Genomic DNA, 15,211 nt, shown 5'->3' on the forward strand with positions numbered 1-15,211 from the left:
ACTCAGAAAAAACTCTCAACAAAATTACTGATATTAAGGCACTAACTGTACCAGAAAAATACTTTCATACTGGTCGTACACCGCTTCGTCGGGTCTGACATGGACATGCACATTAAACCACTTATGCGCCTCTTTGCTGGCAATCGATTCATCAATCCTCTCCACCAGCTTGCGATGATAACTAACGGTGATACGTTCAATAATCAGTCCAAGATCCCGTGCAACATTAACCGTACTCTTTCCGTTTACCGTCGTTTCCAGGAAGGCTGTCTTGAAAGCGTCCGAACCGTAATCTTTTTTGTGCTCTAACAGGATCTCTATGGTTTTCTGATTCGAAATCGTTTCCCGGTCAATGATCTCCGGCAGTTCCAGAAGCCATCCGAAACTGTCGAAACTCAACTTAAACTTACCGTAGGTATAAAGCTCTCGAGTGGATCAGACCTCATTCTCACGTTGTGTAGACAATCACGGACGTTGTGTGATACCTGACGCTCTGGTTTAACTGCTTAGATACTGGATCAGATTGACAATCAAAAGTAACAGCGCAATCAACTGCCAGGTCAACACTGGATTTCGTTCTATCAGGGGCTGAAAGTCGCGGTTCCTGAATGAACGGTTCGGTTGTTTGAGATCTTGCAAAAACTCAGACAGGGCAGGGTATCGTTTAGCCGGGTCAGCAGCCACGGCTTTTGCCAGTGCCGAATCAATCCATGAAGGAATGGATGAGTCAGACAGGTTGGCGTGGCGGTATTGCATATGCTGATAATGCCTGACCCTGATACTGCTGCCCGAATGTTCCGGGTAGGGCAGTTTACCGGTCAGCAATTCATAGGCCATGACACCAATGGCAAACTGATCCGCTCTTTCGTCGATAACCCCATCCAGAAAGTATTCCGGCGCCGTATAGTTTTTTGTACCCTGGGGTAAATCGCTGCAATGAGCCTGCTGATTTTCCAAATCCCCTGCGACTCGTGCTGATCCAAAATCAATCAGTTTCAGACGACCTTTCTGGTCAAACATCAGATTTTCAGGCTTCAGATCCTGATGCAGAATCTGAAGTCTGTGCAGCCCCCGAACAGCGGTGATCATCTGGGCGACAATCTCCCTGACCTGAGTCAGCGACGGTTTGGGGTTCTCCTGCATCCAGCTGCGCAGGGTCTGACCTTTGATGTATTCACAGGTATGGTAAAGAAATTTTCGCCCCGTTCTGGGAGCCATGATTGCCATAATAGAAGGATGTTTTACCCTGCGACCGATCCACTCTTCACGCATAAAACCTTCGAGGTAATCGGGGTCATCTTCATAGTTGATAGAAGGGGTTTTGATGACCACATGATGGGCACCGACTTTCTCAGACCCAATGTCTTCTGCGAGATAAAGCTGGCTGCGTTTGCTGGCGTGAAGCTCTTCAAGGATACGATAGCCGTCGAGTATCTGACCTGGGTAGAGATCCGGTGGCAATCTCAGCTGGGAAAGCCTTTCCAGGTTTTCACCAGCATCTCCGGCAGGAACTTTATCAATACGACCGATGACGCAGGTCAGGTTGTCATGGCTGCCGTTCTTTAACGCCAGGTCCACCAGATGTTGTGCCACTTCATCCAGTGATCTTTGATCGGAAAAGCAATTTTTGAGGGCATCCTGTGAGATAAAATCATGAATGCCATCAGTGGTCAGTAGCAGTATGTCTCCGACATCCAAAGCTTCTGATCTGTAATCCACTTCCACATCAGGTGCCATGCCCAGTGCCCGACCTAAATACTGCCGTCCACCCAGAGTGGCGGTATGATCCCTGGTCAGACATTCCAGCTCATTATTTCTTATCCGCCAGGCTCTGGAGTCACCGGTATGCACCAGGTGCAATGTCGCTGACTTCAGAATCATGGCGGTAAAAGTGGTACACCAGCTGCCCTTATCCCTGGGGTCCGTATGACCCTGCTGATAAAGCCAGCGGTTCAATGCGCTGAGAATCCTGGCGGCCGAATAACGGGCCGTCCAGGAATCCGGGGTACTGTAATAATCAGAGGTAAAGCTGGAGATAGAAGTATGGCTGGCCCGACGGGCTTCACTACAGGCGCTGACGCCGTCGGCCAGAGCCAGAACAGCACCTTTGTCATGCATTACATGGCTGTTTGTTGGCACCTCCGCCACCCAGGCATCCTGATTTTCTTCCTTGACGCCGGCACTGCTGGCACCGGCTGTGGTCATTTTTAACGGCTTCATATTCTTCTTTTCTGTTTTCTGGCGCTTAGAAAACCACTGCTGGCAGGTGCTGTCAAATGCAATAACAAAACACAGAATTGCTGTGATCTTACATCAACATTAACCTACATGGTTTCTCGAAAGGTTTCTTTCTGATAACGCAGCAGGGGTGACAGGAAGTATTCCAGTAAACGACGCTGGCTAACAATAACGTCAGCGGTGACTATCATCCCCGGCTGTAATTTGATTCTGAGATCTTCCACCTGGAACCAGTCTTTTTCCAGATCAATATAGATTTGGAAAACCCAGCCCTTTTGTTCATCATTAATAGCGTCGCTGGATACTCTACGGACATGACCGTCAAGGTAGCCGTAGCGGGTGTAGGGAAAGGTTTCGACTTTCACCTGTACTTTTTGCCTGGGCTTAACCCAGCGAATGTCTTTATTCAGAATGATGGCCTCGACGATCAGCAGTATATTGGTGGGCACAATCACCATAACAGGCTGGCCCGGCTGAACCACATCCCCGGAGGAGTGGGTCTGAATTTGCTGGACAATGCCATCGATGGGTGCGATTAATATCTGGTTTTTTTCTCGCTGGTTCGCCTTTTGCCCCGTCTTGTCTGCGCGATCCAGTTGTTCGATCGCTCCCAGATACTCCTTAACATGGTTCGAGATAAAAGATTCACGCTTTTGTTGTCGTTCGGCCAGTAAAGCCTGATATCGGGCTTCGTGTTCCTTGTGGCGCAGCACCATGACTTTCAGTTGCTGGGTGGTGTCGATCTGTTTTTCCCGTCGTGTCAGCCAGTCCACTTCGGACATCATTTTTTTCTGATAGAGGCCTTGGGTAATGGTAGCCAGCTTGTCATGAATGGGGTGTAGAAGCCGAAGACGTTGAATTTCTTCGCTATCAACCAGCAGGGTCGTAGACAACTCATCAATGGTTTTTGCTATGGCTTTATCCGCCGAAAGAAAGGCGTCCAGCTCACTGGTCAGGGTGCTGTTTTCTGTCGACCATCGCTGCTCGTCAGGGGGGACCTCAAAGACCAGCTGCGCAAGGTCGGCTTCCTGTTCCAGATTAACGGAAACCGGCTGGTTAAGGTCAGGGGTATTGACCAGCCTGAGCAGGGTTTTTTCTCTCAGGGCAGACAACTGGGCACTGGTAATTTCGCGGGCGGTTTGCAGAGTATTATTTTCTGAGTCAGTGGGGTTGGGGATCAGTTCAATAAGTTTGTCACCCTTTTTGACCCGGCTACCCTCATCGACAAAAATGGTGCTGACTCTGGCCACCTGTATGGGACTGATTTTTTTTGAGTACCCGTCGGGGATAATACGCCCTTCCGCTTCTACGACGACATCAATATTACCAAACCATGCCCAGACCAGAGCAATCACCAGTAACAGGCAGATACCGAGGGTTAAGACGTGCTTGAGGGGGGAAGCGGGGGTCTCCAGGATTTCTACCGCAGCGGGCAGGAACTCGTTTTCTTCTTTGGGACGAAAAGCAGAGAAGAGACGCTTGAGTCGTTTAATCATTTTGGTTACCTGACTGGATGTTCCACAATCTGGTGTAGTAGCCGTTCATTTCGATCAGGCTATGGTGGGTGCCATCCTCGGTAATCCTGCCATCTTTCATGACGATAATTCGGTCACAATGTCGGATGGTTGAAAGCCGGTGGGCAATGGTGATCACCGTTCGGTCTTCGGAAATGGCGTCCATATTTTGTTGCAGTACATGTTCGGACTCATAGTCCAGTGCTGAGGTTGCCTCATCAAAAATAAGAATTTTCGGATCGCTGATCAGTGCCCTGGCAATGGCAATCCGTTGTCTTTGTCCACCGGACAGTCCTGTACCACGCTCACCCAGCTCAGTGTCGTAGCCCCGGGCCATGCGGGTGATGAATTCATGGGCACCTGCCAGTTTGGCGGCATCGATCACAGCTTCCATAGGTAGCAGCGGGTCTGAATGGGCAATGTTCTCCCGGATGGTACCATTGAACAGAGTGTTTTCCTGAAGTACAACGCTGATTTGCCGCCGCAACCAGGAGGGATCAAGAAGCGCAATATCGTTGTCGTCTATCAATACCTTTCCGGTGTTTGGCACATATAGACGCAGCAACAGTTTTGCCAGGGTCGACTTTCCGGAGCCGGACTCGCCGACAATGCCAATGGTTTGTCCGGCAGGAATTATCAGAGAAATGTCGCTCAGAGTATTCTGTAGTTCGCAGCTGTAGCTGAAATTGACACGCTCTATATGGATATGACCTTGTAATGCCTCTATGGGTGGTTTATCCAGACTCTGCTGTGGCTCTTGGGGGGTGTTCAGAACATCACCTAAACGGGCAATGGATATCCGGAACTGCTGGAACTCCTGCCAGAGCTGGGAAAGCCTCAGAATCGGCTGGGCGACCTGGCCTGAAAGCATATTGAAAGCAATCAGCTCACCAATGGTCAGTTGACCGCTAATGACCTCTTTGGCGCCAATCCACAACAGGGCTACGGTAACTATTTTGTTAATAAGCTCCACCAGGTTGCTGCCTACCGTGCCCAGTACACTGCTGTTGAAGCTGGCTTTGGCATAGCTCGACAGGTAACGCTCCCAGCGGGACTGCATTCTCGGCTCAACAGCGGTTGACTTCAGGGTTTCCATGCCGGTAACTGCTTCAGTCAGGAAGGCCTGGTTGATGGCACTGCGCTCAAACAGTTCCTTGGCACGGTTGTGCAGGGTAGGGCTGATCAATACGGAAAGCAGAACGTAAAACGGGATGGAAGCCAGTACGACCCAGGTGAGCGTGGATGAGTAGAAGTACATGGCGATAAACAAAACAATGGTGAAAAACAGATCCAGTATCAGAGTCATGGCATTGTTGGTAAGAAATGCCCGAATGTTCTCCAGCTCCCGAACCCGGGCCACCACCTGGCCCACAGGCCGGGCACTGAAATAGGCAATAGGTATTTTCAACAGGTGCTCGAACAGTCGGCTGCCCAGCTCCACATCCACCCGGCAGCTGGTGTGGGAGAACAGATACATCCGCAAGGTGCTCAAGGCCACTTCAAACAGCGACATGGCCAGCAGGGCAATGGCAATAACATTCAGGGTGGATATGGCTTGGTGCACCAGCACTGTATCCATAACCACCTGAAAACAGATCGGGGTAATCAGGGCGAACAGTTGCAGGAAAAATGAGGCCAGAACCACTTCGCCTAATACCCGACGGTATTTGATCACCACCGGAATAAACCAGCTGACGCCAAAGCGTTTCATGGTGTGAGCCAAATCAAACCGTCGGGTCATCCAAAGGGCGCTGCCATCCCAGTTTTTCCATAGTTCAGCGAGTTTCAGAATACACGGCTGCTGACCAAAAAATTGCACCATCGCGTTCTGCTTATCTGTATCGATATTGGCAATGATAAAAAACTGGTGATCTTTTCCCTGGGCGATAAAGGGAAGGGGGGCTTTATGAAGGTTGTTTTTGATTCTGACCTTTCGGGCCTTCATGCCAAGGCGCCGGGATAACCTGACAAGTTCCCGTAAGTCGATACTGACGTCTTTGCCGGATAACTCATGAATCAGTGAGTTGATGTCGACGTTTTTTTCATGGAATTTCAGCAGCAGAGCGAGTGCACTTGCTGCCGAGTGGGTGTTGGGTTGATCCATTGTGTACTGCCTGCAATGTTTTTTCGTGCAAACGAACTATGCGCAAACGAACTTTGTGTAAACGAACACAGCCTGAAAAGAAATTCATTCTTAAGGTCATTTCTGTAAGTTAGTTCCCATCAAAAAACACAATTTATTGAAAGCTCTGACTATTGAAACCATGGAAAGTGATCGTGAAAAATAAATAAAGCCCTTCTGTTTTTTCAGCCATCACCCAATATCAATAGACATCAGGAAATGTTGAAACAGAGGGCTTCAAATGCGTAAAAAACGCAACACGCAGTGTAGTATGGAACTCCGCCATGTTCCTCACAGAATTTGCACATAAACTTCCGGTCTATCGCAATGACTTGATGAGCCTGCTTACTCAACCCTTACTCATCGTCGTCAAAGGTTGCGGACTCGTCAGGTTTTTTATCATTCCCTGGCTTGCCGATGGGATAAACGACGGGCTTTCGCCACTGCGACTGCCAGACAGAGCACTGAGGTCCTGCACCAGTCGCTGGTAGTGCTGGTACAGTTCCGTATCATTCAGGCTTGTTCTTACTGGCCGCGCACTATCCGATCCAATGTCGTTTTTCTTACCTCCGGCCAGGCTACACAGGTAATTCACCAGCCGTTGACCTCTGCCAATGATCTTGTTCAGAAAGGCCAGGGCGCCGTTGTCGCCATCGACACTGTCGTCCAGGGCCAACGCACTATCGTTTCTGTTGATCACCGTCATGGGGTTCAGGCTCACTTGTCCGCCTTTAAAGTGCAGGCTGGCCAGCACCTCCGGTTTCACCAGCGCCAGTGTCTGGTTGTTACGGGTATTGATGATCCTGAAGGTTTGGCTTCCCAATGGAAGGGAGTGGTTGCTGCGGGTAAGGTTGCTGCTGAGGGTAAGGTTGCTGCTGCGGGTGAGATTACTCTGCGCCTGCGGTTCACACTGGCTGAACGCCACATGTTCTGCAGTGAGGTCGGTAAAGAACAGTGCGGTGCTGTTATCACCAGACAAATGTCGTAAATCTGCCTTCGACCTGGACGACAGGAGGATATAGTGCTTGCCACGGCTGTCGATTGTGCGGGCTGGCCTGCAGGCCCGCAGGTCATAGACGTCATTGCCGACACCACCGGCCAGCGGGCGGGTCCAGTCGAGGATGGCTTGCCACAGGCTGCTGTTGCCGGGCGTATCCAGTCTTCGGTTGTCACACCGGTCGCCCCTGTTCGCCAGCACTTCTGGTCGTGGGGCGGTGTTTTCTGAGGCACCCAGAAGCAGCAGGTCATGACCGCCCCATCCCCGGAGTGACCACTGTCGGGCATCGGCGCCAAGGTACAGAATGTTATTGCGGCTATTGCCCCAGAGTCTCGCTGTCCCGTTGCCCATGGCGGACGAGCTGATCACGGCGGGTATAAACGGCCATGACTGGTAACCGCTGCCGGGTTCCGGTCCGCTTACCTGAACACTGCCCGGCTCCCAGCCCCACTGTCCAGTGCTGGTAATAAACACCTGACGTCTGATGTATGTGGGGTCCAGGGGCTCCAGTGTCAGTTTAATCCCGTCCATCGCCCGGTATGTGACGATTTTTACTGGCTGATTTTGCTCGATGTACAGGGGGTTGCTGGCTGTGGCGTTGATGAATCTCAGGCGTTCCTTCCTGACGAGGCTGCTCACCGTGAGTGGCAAGACGACCCACTGACCCGAGTCCATCATCCGTGCTGCCAGATCGGATAACGGCAGCTCAAGGTCACTGAACACCAGCGTTGTGGGCTGCAGGAACCGGTCGTACTGTCTGGCCCAGACCTGCTGAATCTCGATCTCGGCGCCGTTGCGGGTAAACCGGTTTTTCAGCATCAGGCTCTGACCCCAGCGCCTGGCATTGAAGAGGAAGGCCGGTGCATTCAGCACAATGAGGGTCTGTGCCCTGTCGTGATCGGCGGTGTCGTTTTCAGCCAGGCCGGGATGGATGAGGATCCGGGCAAAAAACGACAAGTCAGTCTCATCCAGTTCAATCACGTCGGCCCCCCCCTGGCCCTCCACCATGACACCGAACTTTTGTCGTATACCTTTCTGGACAAAGGCCACCCGATGCTCGTGGTAGTAAGTGTCCAGCCGCAACGCTTTCAGCCTGATCCAGTTGGCTCCGGGGGTTCCTGAGAGCAGCAGACCCTCGGCCATCACGGCGACCTTGTTAAAGGTTCCCAGGGACTGGTAACCCCCGGAGGTGACCCGGTAAAGCATCTGTTTGTCTGGACTATAAACGACCGCAGCCTTTGACCGAAGGAACCGGGAACTCTTTTTATGGGTGCCTGAGGTTTGGCCAATCAGTTGCTGAACACCGTACTCCTCGCCAGGCAGGCCGAACAACACTCTCTGTTGCCTGGAATACCGGCCCCGGTAATCTACCCAGGCCACCTGAGTCCAGGCGTAGCCAGGGCGTAGCTTGAGGGCAATCAGTCCGGCGTCGATCCGCGACCGAACACCTGATGGCAGGGATCTCATGGCCCATTCGAAATCTTGCAGGGTCTGGGTGAGTCGGCTGTGGGAGGCTTTCCTGGGTCCCATCTGGCTGAGGTCCAGTCTCACCAGGGCCAGACGCCGCCGGTTGGCCAGGTATTGGGCCTTCGGTGTCTGGATGCGCCATGCCCGGGCACTGGGCTCCCACTGGTATCTGCCCCGCAAGTCGATGCGCTTGGCCATGTAACGGCAGGGAATGGAGATCAGGTCATCGAACTCACTGGGCATCCTGGTCAGCGAAGCGGCGGCGGCTTTGCCACAGAAGGGATGGCCTTTGGCGCCCTGATCAGGCTGTAAGAAAAACTCGAAAGCCTCCTCTTTGCGGGTATCCGACAGGGCGAGCAGTTGGCCGTCTTCGTTCACCATGACCTTAAATTGGTCACGGGTGTTGGCCGCCAGCAGGGTGTCGCCGTCCAGGTAGTACCAGAAATCCAGTTGCCTGATCGCGCTGAACAGGGGGTGCTCGGTGATCGCGTTGATCCCTTTCAGCGGCAACAGCCCCACCGTTGCTGAGAATTCCTCCTGGACCTGTTCCACCCCGGTGCGCAGCCGTTCCTTCAGCTCACGGATGAAAAACCGGGCATTGGCGGTGGTCCAGGCGGTGCTGGGGGGGGTCAGGATCATTTTGACGAAGACATGGTTGACTATCTGGCCCGGGTCCAGGCTATCAATCACCACGCCGGATTGAGGAGTGAACTGGCGCACAGTCAGGGTATCGTTCGACTTGGCGACGGTCTGCCCGGTGGCCTCGACCTGCCAGCGCTCAAAGCGGCCTGACTCCATCGACAGGTTTTTTTTGAACACCCGGGTGTTGTCCCAGGCCTTGTCCGGTATCCACAGCCGGTAGCCACCCAAGGTATCGGCCAGAAGGCTGCCGGAGTGCGCCTGCACCCGGGTAAAGATGTGTTGGCTTGCCATCTGTGCCACCGTCCGGTGCTCACCCACCGGGCGGATCATCTGGAAACCGGAGCTCAGCCGCTGGATGTCCTTGTGGCGTTTTACGTCGGTGGACATGTAATACAGGTTGCCGGAGTGCTCGCTGAACAAAATGTAGTGAACACCCCGGCCCCGAACCACCTTGCGGACCGGCAGGTGCTCTTTGCGCAGTGCCCTCCGGACGCGCTCATTGATCGTACGTAAGCGGCTTTCGTCGTCCGTATTGCTCAGCGCTCCGCCATCCAGCAGGCTGCTCAGGAAAGCAATGTAGGTTCGGTTGGCGTTGTCATAAAAACCGGCCCTGAGTATATGACGTTTTTCGTGATTATAGACGACCCGCATGGGAATCAGTCCATGGTCGGATGTCGTTGTGTCGGATGCCGCTGCAGGTGGGATAGGAGGGACGCTGAGCTGGCCATCCAGGGTTTCTGCCGCAATCACCTGGTGAGTCAGCTGACCGGACGGGCTGGCCGTCAACAGGTAATAATAGGGGGGATCAAACACCAGCAATTGTGACTCATCTTTGTTCGGCATTACCTTTGAGACATGGCGGCCAAACACAAACAAGCCGGCATTCAACTCACCGAAGTGCCTGATTTCCCGGGTCAGTGCCACCTTATTCTGGAATAACACCTTGCCGTTGGCGGAGTCAAAAAAATAGTAGCCGGTAGCCGGGTTCCCCTGGACCGGTTGGGCACTGGCAGCAATGAGCCGGATTTCCTGATAGTTAAGGGTATCGTACCAAAGCCGGACCCGGCCCAACTGATCCCAGTCTGCTTCGGCCAGTCCCAGCTTGTCAGGGAAGCAGCGGTAAGGTTGCTTGAGATACTCATTAACCTGTCGGTCACAGTCCCGCTTGTGCTGTAACCAGGCCGGGTTCTGCCGATTATGGCTCTTGGGTAGTGGGTCAAGGGCACCGTTCATCGCCCACCGGTTCGGTATTTTGGGTGACCACCCGGATGTGTCTGTGGTCCACCGGTTCGGCGCTCCGGCCATACAGTGTTGACGGAGCTGAAATGAGGCGTCGCAGTCTTTCAGCTTCAGCGGCAGGAAACGTCTGGCCGCAGTGTAACGGCTCATGATTCTGTTCAGTTTCGACGCTCTTGACGGCCTGTCATTCAGTGTTCCGGTGTCGTATAAGTGGTGAATCACTTTGCGGTCCGGCAGCCACTTAAACCGTGCGTTGGGATCCTGTACCACAACTTCATACGAGGGGATGGGTTCATAAGGGGTGGGCAGCACCGGAACAGGAAACCGGAAAAGGGTCTCACCCAGCCTGATGTCCCAGGTTGGGTTCCTGGTCTGGCTCAGCCAGGAGCTACAGTTTTGTATCAGGTCATCCCGCTCGGTAATGCAGGCGTAGGGGCGCTTGCCGTCGTAGTTCAACACCCAGGTAGAGTGCCCCTGGGGGTGAATGCGGATAACGTGGTCACCGTTGGACACCAGGACGTAGGTGTTGTTGGCCCCTTTAGGACTGTACAGGTCATAATACAGCAGCCTGGAGAATTCGTCTGAGACCCAGCGAAAGACGACGATGTGATCGTTTTTATCGAGATTCAGGCTGCTGGTTGACTGAAGGTACTCGTGGCCGCTTGTATGAGTGAACATCTTGCCAAGGTATTTATACGTGTAAGTCACTTTTTCCTTACACTTCTTAAAAAAGATGCTCACACACCGGGTGACTTTGGTGTCTTTCACCTTTTTCTGGTAAATCCGTTTCAGCTTATCATCGCTGACGGCATCCAGCAGCTGCGCACCGGGTGAACTGCTGTCCGGCGCACTCCCTTGAAAGTTCTGATCAATGTCAGTGTATTCGAGTTTGAGCTTCAACGCGGGTACGGCAGGCATTAAAATGATCTTTTTATCGCTCATCTGTCCCAGGTTGTGAAACACCCCGTTTGAGCATTGGTACGGGATTAAACGCGATTCCTTCCGGCACAATGTCTTCAGGGCATCGTTGATCAGGTTAAAGGGGGCCGGGGAGCGGTCGAGCCGGTTGGTATAGGTAGGGCATTCCAGGGTGTTGTGTGGTACATCGACCTTTTCCTTGCATTTCTTCCAATTCCAGTCGCCATTATCTTTGGCCACGAAGGTTATCCCGTGCGTATAGACGCCCCCGTAGGTCAGAGTCTTGTTCACCAGGTTGATGGACTGGATGTTCAGGTTCAGGAGGTTTTTGCCGTCCCCGCTGATCAAAGCATTGAGGGTCTGGTTGTTGGCCAGAAAGCGTTTGGGATCCAGCTGAGCATGAATCGGGTTAAAGATGTGGGCCGCCTTGCCCGAGGCTTCCCGTAACTTTTTATAGGCCAGCGTGGCTAACTTTTCTTTATAATCCTCGACAAAAATAGCCCTGACGAAGTGCATGAGACCGTCAACCGTTAACCCGAGCGGCCCGAGAAAGTCTGAAGCAATGGAGATTCCCAGGTCCACCGACTCAAAGATCACCATGGATTTCTTGAGTTCCTTGACTTCCGGGTCCTTTTCGTTCTCATAGTCAATCACGGTCAGGGTGAGACTGGCTGCCGGCACGCTACTACCCAGAAAAGGCAAAAAACGAGCAGCTTTTTTACCCAGCCTGCCGGCTTTTTTCAGCCCGCTGACCGGCTTGTTCAGCTCGGTACCGGGTAGCTTTGGCGCTGTCCGGTGGGTAGAAAATGGCTGCTTGAAGTTCGGGGTGAACAGTTTGAGTCCCTGTCGCCCGAGATCGATTATCTCAATCCCCTGCAAGGTGACCGCTGCAAAAAAAACCACCTGGCGCCCGGTATAAATCTGCCGTTCGGTGTCCGTCATATTCTGAGACGGGGGGTTTTTGTAATGAAATCCCGCAGGGGCAATCCCGGTGATCAGGTCGAAAAGATCTCTACAAGACCTGAGTTTACTCCAGCTGCCGTCGGCTGCTTTTTTCCCTTTGAGCCGCGATGGTGTTGGATGACCCATGCCCTTGAGAAACCCCCGGAAGCGGTCAAAAGCTCCGGACGTAAACTGGATGTTCTTACGGGCCAGGGTATCAGGTTCCAAAAAGTCGATGCGCCAGCCCCGGCCATCCCGACGGAGGGTATCCAGTTGGGGGATCATGCTGTCGGGGAGTGAGTGCCGGGCTTTGATGTCCCTCAGGGCGGTGTCAAACTCCAGCAGCCGCTGCCTGAATTCGCTGCGTTCACTGGCCACACCGGATAGACTGTCTTTAGTCCGGGGCGGCACCGGAACCGAAAGCTGGCTGGGCGGCAAATAGCGGAGCGGGGCTTTTGAATCCGATGGCCGGGGTGACATCAGCACCGTCTTTTCGCCGGGAAGCAGCCGGTACTCCGGTTGTCCGGTGCCCGGGGAGCGCAGCACAAGGGTTTCAATCGCCGGGCGATCCTTCGGCATCAGGCGCTGGATGTCTTTCACCAGTCGTTTGAAAACCTCGGGGCTGCGACTCCTGGTCTCAATAATCAGCTCGCCCACCCGGGGTTTGCCATTGGTGGGCAAACGGGTCATAAAGGTCTTCAGACCGTTCAGAGCTGTGATTCCGCGGGACTGGTTGCTGCCGGCAAGATCGCTGACGGTCAGGGAGGCGATGTAGCGGTCCGGGGTAAAGTCGACCAGTGTCGCCAAAGCATGGGCGATCAGCCCGGCTGGCCGACCGAGAACGGTGACGCGGTTGCCGTCTCCCCCGGCGATGGCCGACTGAACCCGGCCACCGGGTGTGAGCAGCACATAACTGCCAGAGGGGGTGGTTTTCAGCAACAGGGGTTGGCCACTCAGGGTTCCGTCTTTTATCTGCTGTTGAGCGCGGGTAAACGAATCTTCGTCCAGGGCAATGACCGAGTGTATGCCCCGGACGTGGGCTAATGCGTCCTTGCCTTCCAGGCGACGAAACCGGGTGAAAAAATTCTGCAGCCAGCGCTCACTTTCATTGGAGGGTTCGCGCAGGGCGATATCAGTTTTGCCTTTTTTGCCTTTTTTGCCTTTTTTGTATTTGTTGTCATCAAGATAGAGTTGGGTTTTGTAGCCGGAAAGTAACCGGAGGGCATACACCAGCGCTTTGCGTCGAGCATCGCAGCTGCCGGTATTGGCTGATCTTCGGCGCCTGTTACAAGGCCCCGGTAGCTGGTTTGCGGGAAGCTCAATGTAGGCGAAATCATTTTCGTAGATCGCATTAATCTCGGCGGCACCTTTCACCGTTCCGATATCGGCACGGTGAATAAAGTATGAATCTGCCTGTATCCGTCTTTTCAGGGTCTCGAAAGCTCTGGTCTTTGCTTCTTCACTCTGGAAATGGTCCATTAGCTGCTGAAGCTGAGAAACTTGGCCTAACCAGCCGTAAAGATGTCCATAGCGCGAAAGCCAGTCCGTGTAAGAGGAAGATTGCTCCGCCAGACGGAGGGTGTCTGACAAATGAACATTTTCTGCGATGTCTGGATTGGCGAAAGCAACTTTTTCAGGCCCCGGGTTTTCAAGTAATCCATGAAAGATCGCTCCTTTGAAAGTGAAGTATAAGGCGAAATGTTGCGCATTTTTTTTGGTAAGCTCATATTCGACTAAGGAATCAAGCAAATTCTGTTCGTCTATGGCAAAGTCAGACTTATCTTTGTGCATGAGCCCGACCGAAGCCTCTTCGGGTCTGGCATTGGTAGCCGGTCTGGCAGCTATAAGCTCACCGGGTCTGGTACCGGTAGACTTATATTTGACTAAGCTATCAACCATCTGTCGTGTGAGATCAGGATCAATCGAATCATCACTTGTGATGGCATTGATCAAATCCATGTCATCGGCAAACCCATTTGCTAATCCGTCGTCGATAGACATCCCTTCGGATCTGGCACCGATAAACTCATTTTCGAAGTCGAGTGACTTGGCTTGGTATTCAACGGTATTGTCAGACTTCAGGGTAAAAACGATGCTTTGCCCCGGCTTATCTTTTGAGGTTGAAGGTCTGTCATGATCACCACCGGTATCCTGAGGATCGTCTGCTGACACGAATTCTCGAACAGCGACAGCGTGATTCGCAAGGATACCTTTTTTGGCCAACTCCCTCAAAACTTCAGGTACAACATATCCCTGGCTAGTATCCAGTGTGCCCGCAGAACCCATAATGCTTTGTGCAGAGTTATCAAAAGCGAATTCGATGCTTTGTAAGTCGGTATCGTTTGGGATCACCAATTCCAAGGCAGATGATAGGTCTCTCACTAAGTTCTGATTGTATTTCTCTAAGTATTGGTTGTTTTCAGAGATCTTGATATCATGAAAAAAAACACTACCAGTCATAACGACTTTGGTGTCCACGCCAATGTTTGTGAACGCTGTTCCGTCTACTCTATAAAGTTTTCTTATTTCTGAACTAATATCAACAATGTGGTACAAAACTCTATTTTCTTTTTTAGTGCGGTACCTAGAATAAAGTTCAATATCCTCTCCTGAAGAAGTCACTGTAAAAGTGAAACTCTTAGAAAAATAAATCATTATTAATTTATCGTATAGTCTTCTTTCTGGATGGTGAAAAATAAGTTTAGGAGATTTCTCGTTATGGAAGGAATTAATCGATAAGAAATTACCAGCTGGAATAATTATAGTTTTGCGAGATACTCCATTGCTTTTTAATCTTTCAAAACCGTCATAAATTAATTCAGCAATAAGGTGGTAATCAGCCTCCCTATTATTATCTGAAAGTTTAGTTGCAATTGCTGCGACTTTATCGATGACATTATCGTTGACGGTCACTTCATTTTCTTCATAAAATTGATGCATAGTATTCCTTATCTTTGCTGTGAGTTCTTGTTTTCTTATTGGTGTTTTTTCTAAATCTTCTATGGTCTTATGAATAAAACGGATTTCATCAAGTAGTATCACCATTAATCTATGTTTTGAGCGAGATGCTACCATCAGTGGCTGGATTTCATTTTCAGACTTTACTTCACTACTTAAAAATATTTTATTAAT

The 15,211-nt window shown here is 51.8% G+C and carries 5 protein-coding genes; all 5 read right to left on the reverse strand.

Translation table 11 applies throughout. The features are described 5' to 3' along the window. Positions 1-33: 33 nt before the first annotated feature. Positions 34-399: a hypothetical protein gene (locus tag P6910_RS09070; protein ID WP_317145950.1), complete on the reverse strand. Its 366-nt coding sequence runs from the start codon at positions 397-399 to the stop codon at positions 34-36. A 99-nt stretch (positions 400-498) separates the two neighbouring features. Beyond that, positions 499-2,220, reverse strand: coding sequence for a bifunctional protein-serine/threonine kinase/phosphatase (locus P6910_RS09075; protein WP_317145951.1), 1,722 nt, complete (start codon positions 2,218-2,220; stop codon positions 499-501). Between the two features lie 104 nt (positions 2,221-2,324). After that, on the reverse strand, positions 2,325-3,734 hold the full coding sequence (locus P6910_RS09080) for an HlyD family type I secretion periplasmic adaptor subunit (protein WP_317145952.1): 1,410 nt from the start codon (positions 3,732-3,734) through the stop codon (positions 2,325-2,327). Next, positions 3,727-5,856 carry a type I secretion system permease/ATPase gene (locus P6910_RS09085; protein WP_317145953.1) on the reverse strand — a complete coding sequence of 710 codons (2,130 nt, stop codon included), beginning with the start codon at positions 5,854-5,856 and terminating at the stop codon, positions 3,727-3,729. Before P6910_RS09085 ends, P6910_RS09080 begins: the two co-directional genes overlap by 8 nt. Positions 5,857-6,223: 367 nt before the next feature. Further along, positions 6,224-14,440, reverse strand: a complete 8,217-nt coding sequence (locus P6910_RS09090) for a hypothetical protein (protein WP_317145954.1) — start codon at positions 14,438-14,440, stop codon at positions 6,224-6,226. Positions 14,441-15,211 lie beyond the last annotated feature (771 nt).

The sequence above is a fragment of the Endozoicomonas sp. 8E genome (genome assembly GCF_032883915.1).
GTDB lineage: Bacteria > Pseudomonadota > Gammaproteobacteria > Pseudomonadales > Endozoicomonadaceae > Endozoicomonas_A.